We start from the raw sequence: 20,566 nt of genomic DNA on the forward strand, positions 1-20,566 counted from the left end.
CCCCCCCCATTCACCCTTTTTGGAGTGCTTTGACGGGGTCGAGTTTTGCGGCGTTGACGGCCGGGAGGTATCCGAATGCGAGGCCGATGGCGCAGGCGCTGGCGAGGGCGGCGAGCATGGAGAGGGGGGAATAGACCAGGGTGAAGTCGCTGCTCATGCGCTCGAAGGCCAGGCCGAAGCCGAGCGCGGCCAGGATGCCGGCGATGCCGCCGATGACGCAGACCAGCACCGCCTCGATCAGGAATTGCGCGCGGATGTCGCCGCGCCGGGCGCCGACCGCCATGCGCAGGCCGATCTCGCCGATGCGCTCGGTGACCGAGACCAGCATGATGTTCATCACCCCGATGCCGCCGACCACCAGCGAGATCACCGCAATGGCCGCGATCAGCAGCGCCAGGGTCTGCGTGGTCGAGGTGATGGTCTGGCGGATCTGGTCGTTGTTGACGATGAAGAAGTCCCTGGTGCCGTGGCGCCGGGTCAGGATGTCGGCGACCATCTGCTCGGCCAGCGCCATGTCCACGTCGTCGGCCACCCGCAGGGTCAGCCCGCTGACGCTGGTCGAGCCCAGGTAGCGCGCCTGCACCGTGGTATAGGGGGCATAGACGGTCAGGCTGGTCGAGCCGCCGGGGCCGCGGTTCTGCGCCTCGGCCACGCCGATCACCCGCAGGGGCACCTTGCCGGCCATGAAGACCTGCCCCAGCGCCGGGCCGTCGCCGAAGAGGCTGGTCCGGGTGTTCTCGTCGATGACGACGTTCTGGCCCATCGCCGCCACGTCGGCCTCGTCGAAGCCGCGGCCCTGGGTCAGCGCGACGCCGGCCACGTCGAAATACTGCTCGCCGACGCCGCTGATCTGGGCGCTGGCCTCGGTGGCGCCGTGGCGCAGGGTGGCGCTGGTGCCGACCGTCGGGCTGACCGAGGCGACATGGGGCTGGCGGGCCAGCGCCGCGGCGTCGGCGGTGACCAGCGTCGTCACCCGCCCCGAGCGCATGTCGCCGAAATCGCGGCCCGGAAAGATCTGCAGGGTGTTGGTGCCCAGCCCGGCGATGTTCTGCAGCACCTGCCGGCGCGAGCCCTCGCCCAAGGCCACCACCGAGACCACCGAGGCGATGCCGATGATGATGCCCAGCATGGTCAGGAAGCTGCGCAGCTTGTGGGCGCGCATGGAAAGCAGCGCCATGCGCAGCGCCTCGGCCAGCCGGCCCAGCACCGGCACGGCGGCGCGGGCCTGAACGCGGGCCTGAACGGGGGCCTGAACGGGGGCCGGTTGCGGGGCGGGTTGCGGGGCCTGTGCGGGGCCGGGCCCGGGATCGGCGGCCGGCGCCCCGGTCCGGCGGTCCGCGACGATGCGGCCGTCGGCGATCTCGACCACGCGATGCGCCCGCGCCGCGACCCTGGGGTCGTGGGTGACGATGACCACGGTGCGGCCCTCGGCGTTCAGCCGCTCCAGGATGCCCAGCACCTCGTCGCCGCTGCGGCTGTCGAGCGCGCCGGTGGGCTCGTCGGCCAGGATCACGCGGGCGTCGTTGACCAGCGCCCGGGCGATCGAGACCCGCTGCTGCTGGCCGCCCGAAAGCTGGCCGGGCCGGTGCCCCGTCCGGTCGCCCAGCCCCAGCCGCTCCAGCAGGTCGCGGGCGCGGGCGCGGCGGGCATCGGCGGGCAGGCCGCGATAGATCGCCGGCACCTCGACATTCCCCAGCGCCGTCATCTCGGAGAGCAGGTGGTAGCGCTGGAAGATGAAGCCGAAGGTCTCGCGGCGCAGCGCCGCCAGCTCGCCCGCGCCCAGCCGCGCCACCTCGCGCCCGTCCATCCGGTAGCTGCCCGAGCTGGGCCGGTCGAGGCAGCCCAGGATGTTCATCAGCGTCGACTTGCCCGAGCCCGAGGCGCCCATGACGGCGACGAACTCGCCCTGGCCGATGTCGAGGTCGATGTCCGTGAGCACGCGCAGCACCCCCTCGCCCGAGGGGTATTCGCGGCCGACGCCGCGCAGCCGGATCAGAGGGGCGCCCGTCTCAGCCACCCAGCGGCCCCATCATGCGGCGGCTGCCGCGGGGGGCGGCGGCGGCCGGGGCGGCGCCCTGCTCGCCGGTCACCACGCGCTCGCCCTCGGCCAGGCCCGAGACCACCTCGGCCGCCACCTTGTCGTTGAGCCCGATCACCACGTCGCGGGTCTCGATGCCGGCGCCGCCCAGCACCCGGACCTGGTGGCTGCCGTCGGGATTGCGCCGGCCGAGCGCGCTGGACGGGATGGTCAGCACGTCCTGCGCCGCGCCCAGCACGATGCTGACCTGGGCGGTCATGTAGCTGCGCAGCCGGCCGTCGGGGTTCTCGACCGGGACGATGCCGGTGTAGTAGATCGCGCCGCTGCTGCTGTCGGTGCCGGTGCCGCCCTGGATGGCGCTGTCGTTGACGATGCTCTGCGGCGCCGGCGCGATGCTGTCCAGCACGCCCTCGTAGCTGCGGCCGCTGTCGTCGAGCAGGCTGAAGCGCACCTTCTGGCCGGGCCGGACCTTGCCGATATCGGCCTCGGAGATCTCGGCATGCACGTCCATGCGGTCGAGCTGGCCCAGCACGACGATGGTGGGCGAGGACTGCACCGCGTTCACCGTCTGCCCGGCCTGGCTGACGATGGCCAGCACGGTGCCGGCCATGGGGGCGGTGATGCGGGTATAGTCGAGGTCGGTGCGGGCGATCTCGATGGCGACCTCGGCCTGGGCGATCTGGGCCTGCAGCGCGGCGATCTGGGCGCGGGCGACGTCGACATCCTGCTGGGCGCTGTCCATGGTGCTGCGCGAGGCGGCGTTCGAGCGGATCAGGTTCTGCTGGCGTTCCAGGGTCTTTTCGGCCAGGGCCAGCACGGCGCGGCGCTCGGCCATCTGCGCCTTGAGATTGGCCAGCGCCGCCTGTGCGGTGCGCAATTCGTTGGCCTGCTGGACCGAGTCGATCCGCGCGATCAGGTCGCCCTGCTCCACCCGCTGGCCCAGAACCACCGCCAGCTCGGTGATCCGACCCGAAACCTGCGCACCCACCGCAACAAGGTTCGAAGGCTTCAAACGACCCTCAGCAAGAACCGATACCTCAAGAGAACCGCGCGAGACCTCGGCGCTGATATAGCCGGGCGTCGCGGGTTTGCCCTGGGTGATCCCGGCCAGCCCGGCCCACAGGGTGACAAGCGCCGCGGCGATCAGGACAAGGAGGACGGGCTTGCGCATCGGGTGCTCCGTGACGTTCGGCCGGCGGCGGCCGGGCGACAGGGGATCGGCGCGGGCGCGGCCCTTGTCCGGGGCGGCCCGCCTGGCGATGCTTCTAGCGCGGTTCGCATCCCCGCGCGACCATGGTTTTCGCATTGCGGCCGCACCCGGGAGCACATCTTGTTGAGCGCCGCCCCGGTCGGGTTTCGGCATATATTTCAATGCGGATGTTCCGTTCACGGACGACCGGGGCAAGGGACACGGAGTCCTGATGGGACGGGATGCGCCCGCCGCGTGCCGGGGCGCAGGGCGCAGGCGGCGGGATCGGCCGGGCAATCCGCCGCCGTCTTGCGGTCCCGGCAGGCGCTGCGGGGACGGCTGCGACATCGCCGCCCCTTGCAGGCGCGGGTTCTCGTGCCTAAGTGGCCCTCGTGACCCGCCGGCAGCAAGAACAGAACAAAGGTCGAGCTGACGATGCGTTTTCTGCTGACATTCCATTCCGCGGCCACCGGGCAGTGGCGTTGCCTGGACACCGCGCTTCTTGCCGCGTTCCGGTCGGGCAGGGCAGAGGACCTGCCCGCGGCCCTGCGCGACGAGCCGGAGCTGGCGATGCGCTGGCTGCTTGGGCGCTATGAGATCGCCGAGGCGCTGACGCCCGCCGCGGAAGGCGCGGCACCGGCGCCACGGCAGGGCGACCTGATCGCGGTCTATGCCCTTGGCGCCGAGCGATCCGTCATCGGCTTCGAGAACACCTATAACGGCGCCTGGCTGGAGATGTTCGTGCTGGAGAACCGGCCGCTGGGCCATATCGCCGCCCGCAAGGTCATGGCTCCGGCGCGGGCGATGGCCTCGCTGGAGGATCGCGTGGCGCGTCCCCTGCACGCCGCCGACGAAGCCTGCCGCCTGACGGTGAGCCGGATCATCGAGCATCAGCAGGTGCTGGACAGGCGGCGCAAGGACGGCGCCGGCCGGACGACCCCCGAGGTGGAGAGAACCTGACGCCGGCCGGCCGCCGCGATGGTTCGGGCCGGCGGCGAGAGGTGCGCATCGGGCGGTTGACAGCTTGCCGGCAGAATTATAAACGAACGGTCGTATTGAAATTATCGGACCGGATATGGGACGCAAGCGCACGATCGACCGCGACGAGCTGATGGCCGCCATCGAGCGGGTGGCGCGGCGCTCGGGCATCACCGGGCTCAGCATCGACGCCGTCGCCAAGGAGGCGGGGATCAGCAAGTCCAGCGTGGTCTATGATTGCGACAGCAAGGCCGGGCTGCTGGCCGCCTTCATCCGCCACAAGATGGCCCAGCATCAGGCGCGCTTCGTCGAGATCCGTGCCCGGCGCGAGGGCGAGCCGAACGCGCGGCTGCGCGCGCTGATCGACGAATACCGCCGCGTGCCGACCGACGAGGAGCTGGACATGGCGCTGCTGGTCAGCGCCAGCATGGGCGAGCATGCCGAATGCCGCGAGATCATGCGCGAAAAGCTGGCCAGCGATGCCGAGACGGTGGCGGCCCAGGCGGCCGACCGGCGGCGGATGCTGATGGCGCTGCTGACGCTGCACGGCATGGCGTTCCTGGAATATTTCGGCTTCCACCGTTTCGACCAGGAAACCCGCAACGAGATCCTTGATGAATTGATGGCGGTCGCGGAAAGCGACCCCGGCGCAGCCGGAGACTGACCCCTCCCCGAACCATTCAGCCTTCCCAGGAAAGAACCATGACCATGAGACTTTCTCCCGGCGTCTGCGCCGGGCTTGTGCTTTGCTGCCTGATGGCGGCCGCCCCGGCGGCGGCGCAGCAATTGCCGCCGCCGCAGGTCAGCGTGCAGGAAATGACGCCCGAGGCGCTGCCGGTGGTGAACGAATTGCCCGGCCGCGTGGCCGCGACCCGCACCGCCGAGGTGCGGCCGCGCGTCGGCGGCATCGTGATCGAGCGCGTCTTCGAGCAGGGCGGCAAGGTCGAGGCGGGCGATGTGCTTTACCGCATCGACCCCGCCCCCTATGACGTGCGCGTCGCCAGCGCCGAGGGCGCGCTGGCCCGGGCCGAGGCCACGGCGCTGAACGCCGCCGACCAGGAAAAGCGTGCCCGCGCCCTGCGCGAGCGCAAGGTGACGGCGGGGGTCGACCTGGACAATGCCGCCACCGCGCTGGCCCAGGCCCAGGCGGATGTGGCCATCGCCCGCGCCTCGCTGCAGGAGGCGCAGCTGAACCGTTCCTATACCGAGGTCGCGGCGCCCATCGCCGGCGTGGTCGGCCGGGCGCTGGTGACCGAGGGCGCGCTGGTCAACGCCCAGACCGACATCATGGCGACGATCCAGCAGCTCGACCCGGTCTATGTGGACTTCACCCAGTCCTCGTCCGAACTGTTCGCGTTGCGCCGGGCCCTGGCGGCGGGGCAACTGGCCATGATCTCGGCCGACGCGGCGGCGGTGCGGCTGATCTTCGACGACGGCAGCGAATATGCCCATCCCGGCAAGCTGCTGTTTTCCGAGGCGAGCGTGGACAGCTCGACCGGGCAGATCACGCTGCGCGCCGAGTTCCCGAACCCCGAGGGCGACCTGCTGCCCGGGCTTTACGTCCGGGTGCGGATCGAGCAGGCGGTGCGCGACAACGCCCTGACCGTGCCGCAGATGGCGGTGCAGCGCGACCAGTCGGGCCAGGCCTATGTCTATGCGCTGAAGGATGCCGACACGGTCGAGCGCCGCGACGTGACGCTGGGCCAGACCGCCGGCAACCGCTGGCTGGTGGAAAGCGGGCTGAAGCCGGGCGACCGGGTCGTGGTCGCCGGAGCGCAGAAGCTTTACCCCGACGCCAAGGTGGTGCCGCAGCCTGTGGACGCGGCCCAGCCGGCGGTGCCGGCCGGTGCCGCCGCGGCGGCCGAAGCGCCCGCCCCGGCGCCTGCGCAGGAGTAGGGCGATGGCACGGTTCTTCATTCACCGGCCGGTGCTGGCCTGGGTGATCTCGATCTTCATCGTCATCGCCGGGGTGCTGGCGCTGCCGATGATGCCCATCGCGCAATATCCGCAGGTGGCCTGGCCGCAGATCACCATCTCGACCGCCTATACCGGCGCCGCGCCGGGAGAGATCAACCAGGCCGTCGCCCAGCCCATCGAGGACGAGTTGAACGGCGTCGAGGGGCTGGCCTATTACGAATCCGTCTCGGACAGTTCGGGGGCCATGTCGATCACGGCGACCTTCGAGCCGGGCACCGACATCGCCCGCGCCCAGGTGGACGTGCAGAACGCCGTGGCGCGGGTCGAACCGCTCTTGCCGCAAAGCGTGGTCGACCAGGGCGTGCTGATCGAAGAGGCGGGCACGGGCTTCCTGATGATGGTCGCGCTGACCTCGGACGACGGGGCGATGGACGACATCGCGCTGGGCGATTACCTGAACCGCAACGTGGCGGGCGAGATCCGCCGCATCGAGGGCGTGGGCCGGGCGCAGGTCTTTGCCCCGGAACGGGCGCTGCGGATCTGGGTCGATCCGGCCAAGATGACCGGGCTGAACCTCAGCTCGGCCGAGATCGTCGCGGCGGTGCGGGCGCAGAACGCGCAGGTCGCGGCGGGCAAGGTCGGCGCCGACCCGAACCCCATCGGCCAGCAGCTGACCGCGACCGTGCTGATCAAGGGGCAGCTCGACGATGTCGAGGAGTTCGGCAAGATCGTGCTGCGCGCCAATCCCGACGGCTCGACCGTGCTGCTCCGCGACGTGGCCCGGCTGGAGGTGGGCGCGGAAAGCTACAGCTTCGCCTCGCGCATCAACGGCAAGCCGGCGGCGGCGCTGGGCATCCAGCTTTCGGCCGCCGGCAATGCGCTGAGCACCTCCGAGGCGGTGCACCAGAAGATGGAGGAGCTGTCGCGGTTCTTCCCCGACGGCGTCAGCCATACCATCCCCTATGACACCACCCCCTTCGTCGAGGCGTCGATCGAGAAGGTGCTGCACACGCTGCTGGAGGCGGTGGCGCTGGTCTTTGTGGTGATGTTCCTGTTTTTGCAGAATTTCCGCTATACCATCATCCCGACCATCGTGGTGCCCATCGCGCTGACGGGGACGGTGGCGGTCATGCTGGCGGCGGGGTTCTCGATCAACGTGCTGACCATGTTCGCCATGGTGCTGGCCATCGGCATCCTGGTCGACGACGCCATCGTGGTGATCGAGAACGTCGAGCGCATCATGGCGACCGAGGGGCTGCCCCCGCGCGAGGCGACGGAAAAGGCCATGGGCCAGATCTCGGGCGCCATCGTCGGCATTACGCTGGTCCTGGCGGCGGTCTTTGTGCCGATGGCCTTCTTTCCCGGCTCGTCGGGCATCATCTATCGCCAGTTCGCGCTGACCATGGTGGTGTCGATCCTGTTCTCGGCCTTCCTGGCGCTGACGCTGACCCCGGCGCTTTGCGCGACCTTCCTGAAGCCGATCAGCGGCCATCACGAAAGGAAGGGCTTCTTCGGCTGGTTCAACCGCAATTTCGACCGGCTGACCGAGCGTTACACCAGCGCGGTCGGGCTGGTCACGCGGCGGCGGCTGGTGATGATGGCGTTCTATCTGGTGCTGGTCGGCGCGACGGCCATGGGCTTCCTGCGCCTGCCGACCAGTTTCCTGCCGAACGAGGACCAGGGCTTCATCATCGCCGACATCCAGACCCCTGCCACGGCGAGTTCCAACCGCACGGACGAGGTGCTGGGCCAGGCCACGCAGATGTTCCAGCGCAGCGATGCGGTCGAGAATACCGTGGCGATCCGCGGCTTCAGCTTTTCGGGGCAGGGGCCGAACGCGGGGCTGATGTTCGTCACCTTCAAGGACTGGGCCGAGCGCGAGCAATCGGCGCAGGACATCGCCAATGCCGCGAACATGGAGATGTTCGGCTATCAGGACGCGCAGGCCTTTGCGCTGTCGCCGCCGCCGATCCCCGGCTTCGGCGCCACCGGCGGCTTCAGCTTCCGCTTGCAGGACCGCGGCGGGCAGGGGCAGGAGGCGCTGCTGGCAGCCGCCCAGCAGATCATCGCCAAGGCGCAGGAAAACGGCATCGCCACCGGGCTGCGCATCGAGGGGCTGCCCTCGGCCGCGCAGGTCTTCGTCACCATCGACCGCGAAAAGGCCAATGCCTTCGGCGTGACCTTCGCCGACATTTCGGCGACGATCTCGCAATACCTGGGCTCGGCCTATATCAACGACTTCCCCAATGCCGGGAAGATGCAGCGCGTGGTCATGCAGGCCGAGGACGACAGTCGCATGCAGGCCGAGGACATCCTGGCGCTGACCGTGCGCAACGCGGGTGGCGGGATGGTGCCGTTTTCCTCGTTCGCCAGCGTGGCATGGGAGCAGGGGCCGTCGCAGGTCGTGGGCTATAACGGCTATCCCGCGATCCGCATCGCCGGCGCCGCCGGTCCGGGCTACAGCTCGGGCGCAGCCATGGCCGAGATGGAGCGGCTGGCGGCCGAGCTGCCGCCGGGCTTCGGCTATGAATGGACCGGGCAGTCGCTGGAGGAGATCCAGGCCGGGTCGCAGGCGACGCTGCTTTACGCGATGAGCATCCTGTTCGTCTTCCTGCTGCTTTCGGGGCTTTACGAAAGCTGGTCGATCCCGCTTTCGGTGATGCTGGTGGTGCCGCTGGGCGTCCTGGGCTGCGTCGTCGCCGTCATGCTGCGCGACATGCCCAACGACATCTATTTCAAGGTGGGGCTGATCGCGATCATCGGGCTTTCCGCCAAGAACGCCATCCTGATCGTCGAGTTCGCCAAGGACCTGCGCGAGCAGGGGCAAAGCCTGATCGACGCGGCGGTGACGGCGGCGAAGCTGCGCTTTCGCCCGATCCTGATGACCTCGCTGGCCTTCACGCTGGGCGTGGTGCCGCTGGCCATCGCCACCGGCCCCTCGGCGGCCAGCCAGAACGCCATCGGCACCGGGGTGATCGGCGGCATGGTCGCGGCCACGGTGCTGGCGGTGTTCTTCGTGCCGGTGTTCTTCGTCTTCGTGCTGGGCGGGGTCAGCCGGCTGACCGGCGGCAGGACGGCGGCCGGGCCGCAGGCCGATACGGCGGGCTAGGCTCCGGCGCCGCCGCAAGGCACGGGCGGGACCAAGGCCGCCCGTGCCGCCATTTCCCTTTCCGCGACCCCAGCCGGGCCGCGTTCAACAGAGAGTTTCGGATGATCCAGACCTTGCCTCTTTCCCGCCGCGGCCTGCTGGGCGGGCTTGTCTCGACCCTGGCGCTGGCCGCCTGCAACCCGGTCAGCCATACCGCGCCCCGCGCCGAGGTGGCCGGCGCATTCGCCGCCAGTTCCCCGGCCCGCCGCGCCGGCGCCAACGCCTGGTGGGCGGCATTTCGCGACAAGCGGCTGGACGGGCTGATCGCCGCCGGGCTGAATCGCAACCTGGACGTGCAGACCGCCGTCGCCACCATCCGCGAGGCGCAGGCCAATGCGCGGCTGGTCGGCGCCAGCGACCTGCCGCAGGTCGAGGCGCAGGGCGCGGCGGCGCGCAACCGCAGCGAGACCGGCATCGTCGAAAGCAGCTCGGCCACGCTGGGCGTGTCCTGGCTGGTCGATCTGTTCGGCCAGAACCGGGCGGCGCGGCAGGGCGCCTCGGCCCGGCTGGACGCGGCCTATCTGTCGGCCGAGGTGGCGCGGCTGACCGTGGCAAGCGCCATCGCCTCGGCCTATGTCGACGCGCGCTATTACCAGGAGGCGCTGGCGCTGACCCGGCAAAGCCTGACCAGCCGCAAGCGCACGCTGGAGATGACCCGCACCCAGGACGCCTTCGGCAGCGTCTCGCGGCTGGAGGTGCTGCAGGCCGAGCAACTGGTGGCTCAGGCCGAGGCGGCGCTGCCCGGGCTGGAGGTCGGCTTCGACCAGTCGGTGAACCGGCTGGCCACGCTGACCGCCGGGCGCAGCGCCGATCTGGCGGCGCAGCTGCGCCAGGGCGGCGGCCAGCCGCGCGCCCGCTACAGCGCCAGCGTCGGCGTGCCGGCCGACGTGGTCCGGGTGCGTCCCGACGTGCGCATGGCCGAGCGCAACCTGGCCGCCGCCGCCGCCGATGTGGGCGAGGCGCAGGCGGCCTTCTATCCGCGGCTGACGCTGTCCGGCTCGATCACGCCGACGAATATCGGCGGCGGTGGCAGCAGCAAGAGCTGGGGCTTCGGGCCGCAGATCTCGCTGCCGCTGTTCTCGGGCGGGGCGAACCAGGCGCAGCTTTCCGCCGCGCAGGCGCGGGCGGAACAGGCGCGGCTGGCCTGGCAGGCCTCGGTCCTGGGCGCGGTCGAGGAGGTCGAGAACGCGCTGGCCGGCTATAACCGCGACGCCCGCGCCGTCGCCGCGCAATCGCGGCTGGTCGAGAATGCGCGCGAGACGGTGAACCTGACCCGCAGCTCCTATGAGCTGGGCGAGGCGGATTTCTTCCCGGTCCTGGATGCCGAGCGCAGCCTGCTGTCGGCCCGGCAGGAACTGGCCGCGGCGGTGCGCCAGCAGGCGCTGAACTTCGTCGCGCTCAGCGCCGCCTCGGCCGGGGGTGTCGGCCTGCCCGCCACCTCAGGGATTGACCGCCCGGCGGGAAACGGCCATGTTCCCCTCACGTCAGGGGAGTCCCGCCTAGGGGACTGAGAGGCTGACAGGGACCGCCCATGGGCGGTTCCGGTGAAGCGACCCTTTGAACCTGACCCAGTTGATGCTGGCGTAGGAAGACCGAAGGGCAGCTTTCCCCATATGCAGATCGCGGGGTGGTCCTTTCGGGCCATCGGGCCCTTTGCGCGTGATCCGCGGGGCCGGCATGGTCCCTTTCTGCCCTGTTTTCCTCTGGGTCTTTCGCCGAAGGAGGACCAGATGAGCCAGACCATCCCGCAAATCACCACCGGCCCGCTGCCCGGATCGCGCAAGATCCATGTGCCGGGCAGCCTGCACGACATCCGCGTGCCCATGCGCGAGATCGCCGTCTCGAACGAGCCGCCGCTGGTCGTCTATGACAGCTCCGGCCCCTATACCGACGCGGCGGTGCAGGCCGACATCGCCCGCGGCCTGCCGGACCTGCGCGGCGACTGGCAGCTGCGGCGCGGCGACGTGGCGCCCTATCCCGGCCGGCAGGTCACCGCCGCCGACAACGGCTTTGCCGAGGGCGCGCGGCTGACCCCCGCCTTTCCGCTGCGCCGCGATCCCCTGCGCGCGGCGGCGGGCCGGGCGGTGACGCAGCTGGCCTATGCCCGCGCCGGCATCGTCACCCCCGAGATGGAGTTCGCGGCCATCCGCGAGAACGAGGGGCGGCTGGTCGCCCATGCCCGCGACGGCGCGCCGATGGGGGCCGAGCTGCCCGATCTGGTGACGCCGGAATTCGTGCGGGCCGAGATCGCCGCCGGCCGCGCCATCATCCCGGCCAACATCAACCACCGCGAGTTGGAGCCGATGATCATCGGCCGCAATTTCAAGGTCAAGATCAACGCCAATATCGGCAACTCCGCCGTCACCTCCAGCATGGAGGAGGAGGTCGAGAAGATGGTCTGGGCGATCCGCTGGGGCGCGGACACGGTGATGGACCTGTCCACCGGCCGCAACATCCACAACATCCGCGACTGGATCATCCGCAACGCGCCGGTGCCCATCGGCACCGTGCCGCTGTATCAGGCGCTGGAGAAGGTCGGCGGCGTGGCCGAGGATCTGAGCTGGGAGGTGTTTCGGGACACGCTGGTCGAACAGGCCGAGCAGGGCGTGGACTATTTCACCATCCATGCCGGGGTGCGGCTGCACATGATCCCGCTGACCGCGCGGCGGGTGACGGGGATCGTCAGCCGCGGCGGCTCGATCATGGCGAAATGGTGCCTGCACCACCACCGCGAGAGCTTCCTGTATGAGCGCTTCGACGAGATCTGCGAGATCATGCAGGCCTATGACGTCAGCTTCAGCCTGGGCGACGGGCTGCGTCCCGGCTCGATCGCCGATGCCAATGACGAGGCGCAATGCGCCGAACTGCGCACCCTGGGCGAGCTGACGAAGATCGCCTGGGCCCGGGATTGCCAGGTGATGATCGAGGGGCCGGGCCATGTGCCGATGCACAAGATCAAGGCCAATATGGAGGAGCAGCTGCGGCATTGCCACGAGGCGCCGTTCTATACGCTTGGCCCGCTGACCACCGATATCGCACCGGGCTACGACCACATCACCTCGGCCATCGGGGCGGCGATGATCGGCTGGTTCGGCACGGCGATGCTGTGCTATGTCACGCCCAAGGAGCATCTGGGCCTGCCCGACCGCGACGACGTCAAGACCGGCGTCATCACCTACAAGCTGGCCGCCCATGCCGCCGATCTGGCCAAGGGCCATCCCGGGGCGCAGCGGCGCGACGATGCGCTGTCGCGCGCGCGGTTCGAGTTCCGCTGGCAGGACCAGTTCAACCTGGGCCTGGACCCGGACACCGCGCAGGCCATGCATGACGAGACCCTGCCGAAAGAGGCGCACAAGCTGGCGCATTTCTGTTCGATGTGCGGGCCGAAGTTCTGCTCGATGCGGATCTCGCACGACATCCGGGCCGAGGCTGAAAAGCAGGCCGGCATGGCGCGCATGGCCGAGAAGTTCCGCGAGGGCGGGGCGCTTTACCTGCCGGTTGCGGAAAGCGTGGCGGAGGCGGCCGATTGATCCGCGGGGGCGCGGCTTCTGGCCGCGCCCGCCCGCCTTGGCGTTTCATACGCGGTCAGGCAAGAAGCAGGGCGAGGCCGCGGAAGAACGCCCAGATCACGCCCCAGACGACGGCGGCGGCCAGGACGGCGATCAGGCTGCCGGCGACGATCCAGATCCCGTCCCGTTCCAGAACGCCGAGCGCGAGGACGGAAATCGCCAGCGCCGGCAGCATGTTGCCCAGCGGGATCGGCAGCAGCAGCAGGATGGAGAGCACCAGGCAGAGCGCGCCGATGATGTGCAAGGCCAGGGGCCCGGTCAGCACCGGAATGCGCGGCGAGAGCAGCCTTTCGGCCCGGGCCAGAAAGGGGGCGCTGCGCGCGATGATCGCCGCGAAATCCGCCCGCGGCACCGAACGCCCGGCGATGAAGCGGGGCAGCCATGGCCTGTGGCCCAGCATCATCTGGAAGGACAGGTAGACCAGCGGCAGGCCCAGGATGCCCGAGGTGCCCGGCGGCATCGGCAGGACGTTGGGAAATGCGAAGAGCAGCAGAAGGCCGGCGGTCGCGCGCCCCTCCAGCAGGACCAGCAGATCGGTGACGCTGATCCGGGCGCGCGTGTCGTCGTCGGCGATCCGCATCAGGAATTGCGAGAGGTGCTGCCGGTGGGTTCGACCTTCGGCAGCCGGGTCGTCCGGGGTGCCGGCGTCGCCATTCGGCGGCATCGGGTCTTTTGGCGGGGGTGTGGGTTCGGGGGGTTGGTTCTGCGACATGCGGTCCTGGTTCCGGGGGCTGCCTTGGTCGTCGGCGTCGAAACCCGCAGCCCTGGCCATGGGTTCCCCCCGTCCTCGTCAAGGCTGCGCGAGACCGGGGCGGGGCCGAGGGCGGCCGCCTTGCGTCATGAGTATTTGGGGAACGAAGAAGCCGGGCCGGCCGCCGGTCAGGACGGCAGCGCGGCCAGTTCGTGCGCCCAGGGCGGGTTGGCGCCGGGGCGCGAGACGGTGATCGCCGCCGCCCGGGTGCCGAGCGCAAGTGCTGCGGCGATGGCTTCCGGGGTCAGGCGCTGGATCCCCTCGCGCGTCAGCACGCCGGCGCGGTCGAGCGCGGCCAGCACTCCGGCGTTGAAGGTGTCGCCGGCGCCGATCGTGTCGGCGACCTCGACCCGCACCGCCTGCGCGGCAAGCGGTGCGCCCGACCAATGCGCCCGCGCGCCGGCCGAGCCGCCGGTCTGGAACACCACCCGCGGCCCGCGGTCGAGGATGGCGGCGGCGGCTTCCTCGAAGCTGGCGCCCGGCATCAGCCATTCCAGGTCGTCCCCCGAGAGCTTGACCAGATCGGCCATGCCGATGAGCCGGTCGAGCCGGGCGCGATAGGCGGCCTCGTCGGCGATGAAGAAGGGGCGGATGTTGGGGTCCAGCATCACCGGCATGCGGTGGCGGACGCGTTCCACCAGCACCTCGACGGCGCTGCCGCAGGGATCGGGCACCAGGCTGATGCCGCCGATGAAGAGCGCCGAGACATCGTCGGGAATGTCGGGCAGGGCGCCGGGGGCGAACATGCGCCCGGCCGAACCCTCGTCATAGAAGGAATAGCGCGCCTCGCCCCCGGTCAGGGTGACGAAGGCCAGCGTGGTCAGCCGGTCGCTGCGCGGGCAGAGGCCGGTATCCACCCCCGCCTCGGCCAGCGGGCGCAGCAGCATGTCGCCGAAACCGTCGCGCGAGATCGGCCAGAGATAGCCCGCCTGCGCGCCCATGCGGCCAAGCGCGATGGCGGTGTTGTAGACCGCGCCCCCGGGCAGGGGCCGGTAATTGGCGCCTTCGGGCACCATGTCGATCAGCGATTCCCCGGCGCAAAGGATCATGGCCTTCCCCCTCCCGTTTCTCAGCCGCTTCGGACGGCTGGACCGCCCGCTCCTGTCTCCTGATAGCGGTAACTGCCGCTCATGGAAATATCCGGCGTGAGGGGTGCCGCGCCGATGCGGACGAAATCGCCGCGCTCGTTCAGCCAGAGCAGCGCCAGAAGCAGGGCGAGCGCCAGCAGGACGGCAAAGGCGATCTTCCAGACCGACCAGGGCCGTTCGCCCTGGACGCGGCCGGACTGGCCGTTGACGACGAAGCGGTAGCTTTTGCCGTTGTAGCGATAGGCGGCGGTCCAGACCGGCAGCAGGACATGCTTGAAGGTTTCGTCGCTGTAGCGGGTCTCGATGCCGGTGATGCGCTGTTCGTTGCCGCCGATGGCGCGGCGCACGTCCATGGCGATGACGCCGGCCATTTCCTGACGCGCGATGCCGTGGCCGGAGGCGAGCGGGATCGTATAGCCCTCGGCCAGGAAGCCGGCGAGGTATTCCGGCTGGTAGGGGACGAGGTGCGACAGCTCCCAGGGCGTCAGCGCGTCGGTGATGCGGCGCGGCAGCGAGCTGGAGGCGAGCACCAGGACATCGTCGAAATCCCGCGCCACCTGGCCCGAGACCGGGGTCCAGCGCGTCTTGCGCACCTGCTGGGCGACGCGCTGCTGGCGGCCGTTCACCATCTGCGTGACGTAGACCGTCTCGTAATACCAGTCGCCGCGCGCGCCGGTATAGCGCGAGGCGGTGTCGGCGTCGAAAGTCCAGAAGGGCGAATAGACCCCGCTCATCCTCTTGCCGCGCCGGGCATAGGCGGTCAGGCCCGAGGGTGCGAACCACAGCCCGTGCAGCCAGTCCTCGAGCGCGGTTTTCGCCTGCACCTCGGTGATGACGAAGGGCAGCACGCCCTGCGGCTTGATGTGGCGGGTGGTGCCGGTGTCGGTGACGACGGCGGTGGCGCAGAACGGGCAGGCCGAGGCGTGGCGGTCGCTGGTGATCTCGACCTTGGCGCCGCAATTCGGGCAGGAGAGGGTGCGGACCGTTTCGGTCAGGTCGCTGTGTTGGTCCAGCGAAAGCCCGTGTTCCAGCGGCAATTCCCGCAAGCCCGGCGACTTGTGCCCGCCGTCCCATTGCAGCGCCCGCCCGGTCGCCGGGTCGAGCAGGATGGCGCTTTCGCCCCATGGCCCCTGCTGCGGCTGGCGGGCCGGCGCGCGGGCGGGGCCGGGACCGATATGCTGCTCATGCCCGCAATAGGGGCAGACGAGGCTTTGCTGGCCGGGCGAGAATTCCAGGCTCGCGCCGCAATTCTCGCACGGATAGCGATATTCCGAGGGCGGCGTCGGCATTCCGGCCGGTCACTCCGCCTTGGGGAGCGGCGGCGGGGGCGGCGCGACGGTGAAGAGCTGGGCGAGTTCCGCGACCTCATCGGCCGGCTTCCAGCCGTCCTGGCCGGGGGTCCAGACCAGCGTTTCGCGGGTAAAGCCGCCCTCGCGCACCAGGCGGCCGAGATGGGCGCGGCCATAGGGGCCGTCGGCCTGGCCGTTCACGGCGATATGCCAGACGGTCTCGGGGTGGTGCAGCGGCGGCGGGGTTTGCGGCGCCTGCTGCTGGGGAGGCTGCTGGGGAACGGCGCCCCAGGGGCCGCGCTGCGCCATGGCGACGCCCATGCCCGCACCAAGGCCGGCGCCGATGCCCGCGCCCATGCCGCCGGGCTGGTTCGAGGCGTTCAGCATCGCCTCGGATGCGGCATATTGGCCAAAGCGGTTCAGGTCGCCGACGATGCCCATCGAGGTGCGCTTGTCGAGCATCTTTTCCACCTCGTCGGGCAGGCTGATGTTCTCGATGTAGAATTCCGGGATGGTCAGGCCGTAGGCGGCGACGGTCGGGCTGATCGCCTTGGCGACCATCTGGCCCAGGTCGCCGGTATTGGCCGCCATGTCGAGCACCGGGATGCCCGAGCCCGCGATCATGCGCGAAAATTCCTGCACGATGATGTTGCGCAGCTGGAAGCTGATCTCGTCGCGGGTGAATTCGCCGTCGGTGCCGACGATCTCGGTCATGAAGCGGCCGGGGTCGGTCACGCGCATGGAATAGGTGCCGAAGGCGCGGATGCGGACGGGTCCGAATTCCGGGTCGCGCGCGATCACCGGGTTCTTGGTGCCCCATTTCAGGTCGTTGAAGCGGGTGGTGTTGACGAAATAGATCTCGGACTTGAAGGGCGAACGGAAGCCGTGGTCCCAGTGCTGCAGCCGGGTCAGGATCGGCAGGTTGTTGGTTTCCAGCATGTAGAGGCCGGGGGCGAAGACGTCGGCAAGCTGGCCTTCGTGGATGAAGACGGCGGCCTGGCCCTCGCGCACGGTCAGCTTGGCGCCGTATTTGATCGCCTTGCCGACGGTCGGGTAGCGATAGACCATGGTGTCGCGCGAGTCGTCGGTCCATTCGATGATCTCGATGAACTCGCCGCCGAGGATGTTGAAGAGGGACATGGGGCTGCCTTTTCGTTACTGGGCCGCGGGCAAGAGCGTGTCGAGGTATTGTCCGTCCGAAGCCCGTCCGGCGATATCGATGAGGATACCGCTGAGAGAGCCCCGTTCGTCAAGCAACCAGACGGCGGCAAGCCCGCCATCCATCCCGGTCGAGGCGATGAAGATGGGCCGGTCGTCGGGCGGGATGGGCAGCCAGCGGGCGAAATTCATCTTTTCTTGAAGAATGGGTGATAGCCAGTCGAAACTGTCGCCCAGCCCCTTTTCCAGACGGGATTCGCCCCATGCCACCAATGCCCGGCCGCCCTCCAGATCGCCCAGGGCGATCGTCGCGGCATCGACGCCGAACTCGATTCTCTCTCCGGTCGCCTTCGGCTCGCCCCCCGCCGCCTCCAGCCAGAGGGCGAGGTTGCGGCCCTGTTCGTCCGAACGGCTGAAGACGCGCAGCGCCGCGGTGGCCAGCCGGCGCGGGTCGCGGATGTGGTAATCGTCGCCCCAGGTCGGGTCGCCGACGAAAAGCATGCCGCTGGGCAGTTCGAGCAGGCCGTGATCGGTCCAGGCGCCGGGCCGGCCGGAAGCCTGCGCGATCCAGTCGCGGGCGGGCGTGGCGTCAGGCCCAGCATTGCCGGTCCCTGCCGCACCGAGGGCCAGCAAGGCGACGAGCAGGCGGGCAGGCCAGCGCATCGCCGCCTATACCTCGGTCCCGAGCAGTTCGCGGGCGATCTGCAGCACGATGGGGCGGGCCTCGGCCTCGGTCATGCCGGGGCGCAGGCGCGGGTCGTAGAGGATCTGCAGCAGCAGCTCGTCATGCCGGGTCAGGTAGGCGAATTCCTCGTTGTCATTGAAGACCGAGGGCCGCGCGCGCGGGCTGTCATTGGCCAGCCCCATGCTTTGCGCCAGCTCCTCATGGATGCACGAGCGGCGCAGGCGCGGCGGCAGTTCGGCCCGGATCAGCGCCACGGCCTGGGCATAGACCGGGGAGTTGCCGCTGGAATAGGCGAAGACCGTGCAATAGTTCTGCGGCGCCAGGTCGCGCAGCGCGGCGATGTCGCCAGAGGGAATGCCGGGCATCAGCGAGGACAGGCGCGGGCCGATGGCGCGGCGCTCGTCCTCGTTCAGGATCAGCACGTTGACGTTGCCGGCGCCGCCGGTCAGCGCCACCGGATGGCCGCTGACGCGCGCCAGCCGCGCGGCAAAGCCCGCGATCTCGGCCCGGTCGCGGGCGCGCTGGTCGGGGGCGACCGAATCGCCGAATTCCAGCCGCATCAGGACCGGCTGCTGCCAGCGCCGCAGGGGCGCGGGCGTCGGGCGCGAGATCAGCTTGCCGCCTTCGCGCATATATTCGTCATGCAGCGCGACCTCGATGAAGGCATCGGTCAGCTTTTCCGGGGTCAGCGCGATCTCGGACCCCGCATCGGTGCGCAGCCGGCCGCGGGCGATCAGCGCCTCTTCGATGCCGGCGAGATAGTCGCGCATGTTGCGGCTGGCGGGCGAGGCGGCGGCGGCCTCGGCCCGCGCGGCAGCGGCACGGGCGTTTTCGGCGCGCTCCCGGCGCAGCGCGGCCTGATCGACCGGGGGCGGGTCGGGGCGGTCGGGCGGCGGCGGCGCCTCGACCGCGGGTGGCGGCGCCTCTGCCGGCGGCTCGGGCGCGCAGGCGGCCAGCAGCGCCAGCAGCGCAAGGGCCGCAGAGCGCGGCAGGCGGGAACGGGCTGTCAGGGTCACGGTGTCTTTGCTGCGGGGGTTGCGGATCGGGCGCTGGCCGAGGCGAGGGTCTTGCGCAATTCGGCCTCCATCACCTTGAGGTCCTCTTCGGCGGCGGCGCGCCGGGTGCGGCCTTCGTCGGCGATGCGCAGGCTGTCCTCGATGGTCGAGATCAGCTCGGCGTTGGCGGTGCGCACGGCCTCGATGTCGAAGACGCCGCGCTCAACCTGGGTGCGGATCTGGGCATTGGCTTCGCGCAGGTTTTTGGCGTTGGCGGTCAGCAGGTCGTTGGTCAGGTCGTTCGCCTCCTTGACCGCGCGGGCGGCCTCGGCGCTGCGCTGGATGGTGACGGCCTGCGCCAGCTGCGTCTCCCACAGCGGCACGGTGTTCACCAGCGTCGAATTGATCTTGGTCACCAGCGACTTGTCGTTTTCCTGCACCAGCCGGATCGAGGGCAGCGACTGCATCGTCACCTGCCGGGTCAGCTTGAGGTCGTGCACGCGGCGCTCCAGGTCGTCGCGGGCCGAGCGCAGGTCGCGCAGTTCCTGCGCGGCCATCACCTTGTCGTTCTCGGCCGCGGCCTCGACGGCGGCCTCCTTGGCGGGGATTTCGTCGCGGTCGATCTGGGCCAGCTTTTCCTCGCCCGCGGCGATGTAGAGCGCCAGTTCGTCATAGAAGTTCAGCGTGCGGTCATAAAGCAGGTCGAGCGACCGGATGTCCTTGAGAAGCCGGTGCTGGTGCTGGTCCAGATCCATGGCGATGCGGTCGATCTGGCCCTGCACCTCTTCGTAATTGGCCACGAACTTGGCAAAGGGCGCGGCACGGCCCAGCAGCCTTTCCCACCAGCTGCGCTGGCGGCGCACGTCCAGTTCGCTGACCGAGAAACCGCGGATGGTGGTCACGATCTCGCGCAGCGACTCGCCGGCGGGGCCCACGTCCTTGTTCTTGACATCGGCCAGCATGGCCTGGCTGATTTCCTGGAGTTCGTTCTGGGCGCGCGCCCCGAAATGCACGATCGAGCCGGAATCGCGGATATCGACCTCTTCCATCCGCCGGCGGATCTCGGCGGCGACGGCGGGCTCGGCCTCGGTCAGCGTCGGCGCGGCGGCGGGCGGCTCGGGCAGGACGACGGCGGTCACGGTCTGGATCTCGTCCAAGGCGGCTTGGGCGCTGGCCTGCGTCTGGGTGGTCATCCGGCTTCGTCCTTTCATGGTGGAACAGGGTCCCGGCCGCAGAATAGGCCGTTTCCTGCCGAGTTCAACGAGAGGCCGCGGCGAAGGTTCCCTTTGCTTTCGCGGGTGTTGCCATCCTGCCGGCCATCCGGCCAGCGCGCCAAAAAAATGGCGGCCCCGGCAAGCGGGACCGCCACGCATCGTCCGCGGGGGGCCTGTCTACTGCGGCCTGACCAGAACCAGATCGTTCGGGCGCCTCTGCCCCTCGGGCAGGGCGAGGTAGCGGTCGTAGTCCGGGGCGACGATCAGCCGCACCGCGCCGCCCTCGCGCGCCGCCTTCAGGTTCTGCGCGCTGGTCCTTTCCAGATCGCCCAGCGTCGTCTCCAGCGCCGAGGCCAGAAACAGCGACCGCACCTCGAACAGCTTGGCCACATAGGGGCTGTAGCCCGCGACGGTCCAGGTCGTCCCGGCCCGCTCGCCCTCGCCGTTCACGATCAGATCTAGCGACCAGCCGCCCTGCGCATCGGTCGTCGCCTCGACCTGCTCGGTCACCACCCGCACGCCGCCCTCGAATACGTCCGAGCCCTGA

At 69.9% G+C, this 20,566-nt stretch carries 16 protein-coding genes and 1 riboswitch; of the genes, 6 read left to right on the top strand and 10 right to left on the bottom strand.

What is annotated here, in order from left to right; all coding sequences use genetic code 11:
• Window positions 1-10: 10 nt before the first annotated feature.
• A complete protein-coding gene (locus tag BLT64_RS24365) occupies window positions 11-2,017 on the bottom strand; it encodes a MacB family efflux pump subunit (RefSeq protein WP_011749211.1) in 2,007 nt (668 codons plus the stop codon).
• Window positions 2,010-3,209 (bottom strand): efflux RND transporter periplasmic adaptor subunit, encoded by a 1,200-nt coding sequence (locus BLT64_RS24370; RefSeq protein WP_041530500.1) that lies wholly within the window; start codon window positions 3,207-3,209, stop codon window positions 2,010-2,012. The genes BLT64_RS24365 and BLT64_RS24370 overlap by 8 nt, the downstream gene beginning before the upstream one ends.
• A 453-nt stretch (window positions 3,210-3,662) precedes the next feature.
• On the opposite strand from BLT64_RS24370, the gene BLT64_RS24375 reads away from it, so the two are divergent.
• The 6 genes from BLT64_RS24375 (at window position 3,663) to thiC (ending at window position 12,800) form a co-directional block, all read left to right on the top strand.
• The gene (locus BLT64_RS24375; RefSeq protein WP_011749213.1) at window positions 3,663-4,187 is read left to right on the top strand and encodes a hypothetical protein; all 525 of its coding nucleotides are present in this window, start codon (window positions 3,663-3,665) and stop codon (window positions 4,185-4,187) included.
• Window positions 4,188-4,302: 115 nt separating this feature from the next.
• The gene (locus BLT64_RS24380; protein ID WP_011749214.1) at window positions 4,303-4,869 is read left to right on the top strand and encodes a TetR/AcrR family transcriptional regulator; all 567 of its coding nucleotides are present in this window, start codon (window positions 4,303-4,305) and stop codon (window positions 4,867-4,869) included.
• Between the two features lie 38 nt (window positions 4,870-4,907).
• Window positions 4,908-6,101, top strand: a complete 1,194-nt coding sequence (locus BLT64_RS24385) for an efflux RND transporter periplasmic adaptor subunit (protein WP_011749215.1) — start codon at window positions 4,908-4,910, stop codon at window positions 6,099-6,101.
• A gap of 4 nt (window positions 6,102-6,105) precedes the next feature.
• Complete coding sequence (locus BLT64_RS24390; protein WP_011749216.1) at window positions 6,106-9,231, top strand: multidrug efflux RND transporter permease subunit; 3,126 nt, start codon at window positions 6,106-6,108, stop codon at window positions 9,229-9,231.
• 101 nt (window positions 9,232-9,332) lie between these two features.
• Window positions 9,333-10,781 (top strand): efflux transporter outer membrane subunit, encoded by a 1,449-nt coding sequence (locus tag BLT64_RS24395; RefSeq protein WP_011749217.1) that lies wholly within the window; start codon window positions 9,333-9,335, stop codon window positions 10,779-10,781.
• Window positions 10,747-10,877, top strand: a riboswitch (TPP riboswitch). It overlaps the preceding gene by 35 nt.
• 123 nt (window positions 10,878-11,000) lie before the next feature.
• Complete coding sequence (thiC, locus tag BLT64_RS24400) at window positions 11,001-12,800, top strand: phosphomethylpyrimidine synthase ThiC (protein WP_011749218.1); 1,800 nt, start codon at window positions 11,001-11,003, stop codon at window positions 12,798-12,800.
• A 55-nt stretch (window positions 12,801-12,855) separates the two neighbouring features.
• Here thiC and BLT64_RS24405 read toward each other — a convergent pair whose 3' ends face one another.
• From BLT64_RS24405 to BLT64_RS24440, 8 genes are all read right to left on the bottom strand, one after another.
• Window positions 12,856-13,503 carry an exopolysaccharide biosynthesis protein gene (locus tag BLT64_RS24405; RefSeq protein ID WP_041530502.1) on the bottom strand — a complete coding sequence of 216 codons (648 nt, stop codon included), beginning with the start codon at window positions 13,501-13,503 and terminating at the stop codon, window positions 12,856-12,858.
• Window positions 13,504-13,718: 215 nt separating this feature from the next.
• Window positions 13,719-14,639: a carbohydrate kinase family protein gene (locus BLT64_RS24410; protein WP_011749220.1), complete on the bottom strand. Its 921-nt coding sequence runs from the start codon at window positions 14,637-14,639 to the stop codon at window positions 13,719-13,721.
• Window positions 14,640-14,659: 20 nt separating this feature from the next.
• Window positions 14,660-15,967: a TFIIB-type zinc ribbon-containing protein gene (locus BLT64_RS24415; protein ID WP_011749221.1), complete on the bottom strand. Its 1,308-nt coding sequence runs from the start codon at window positions 15,965-15,967 to the stop codon at window positions 14,660-14,662.
• Between the two features lie 9 nt (window positions 15,968-15,976).
• The gene (locus BLT64_RS24420; RefSeq protein WP_011749222.1) at window positions 15,977-17,107 is read right to left on the bottom strand and encodes an SPFH domain-containing protein; all 1,131 of its coding nucleotides are present in this window, start codon (window positions 17,105-17,107) and stop codon (window positions 15,977-15,979) included.
• Window positions 17,108-17,122: 15 nt separating this feature from the next.
• The gene (locus BLT64_RS24425) at window positions 17,123-17,788 is read right to left on the bottom strand and encodes a hypothetical protein (RefSeq protein WP_011749223.1); all 666 of its coding nucleotides are present in this window, start codon (window positions 17,786-17,788) and stop codon (window positions 17,123-17,125) included.
• 6 nt (window positions 17,789-17,794) lie between these two features.
• Window positions 17,795-18,826 (bottom strand): DUF2927 domain-containing protein, encoded by a 1,032-nt coding sequence (locus BLT64_RS24430; RefSeq protein ID WP_011749224.1) that lies wholly within the window; start codon window positions 18,824-18,826, stop codon window positions 17,795-17,797.
• The gene (locus BLT64_RS24435) at window positions 18,823-19,998 is read right to left on the bottom strand and encodes a toxic anion resistance protein (RefSeq protein ID WP_041530321.1); all 1,176 of its coding nucleotides are present in this window, start codon (window positions 19,996-19,998) and stop codon (window positions 18,823-18,825) included. The genes BLT64_RS24430 and BLT64_RS24435 overlap by 4 nt, the downstream gene beginning before the upstream one ends.
• A gap of 198 nt (window positions 19,999-20,196) precedes the next feature.
• A partial coding sequence (locus BLT64_RS24440; RefSeq protein WP_074810725.1) for a hypothetical protein occupies window positions 20,197-20,566 on the bottom strand: 370 nt, incomplete at its 5' end.

The organism is Paracoccus denitrificans (assembly GCF_900100045.1).
Taxonomy (GTDB): Bacteria; Pseudomonadota; Alphaproteobacteria; order Rhodobacterales; family Rhodobacteraceae; genus Paracoccus; species Paracoccus denitrificans.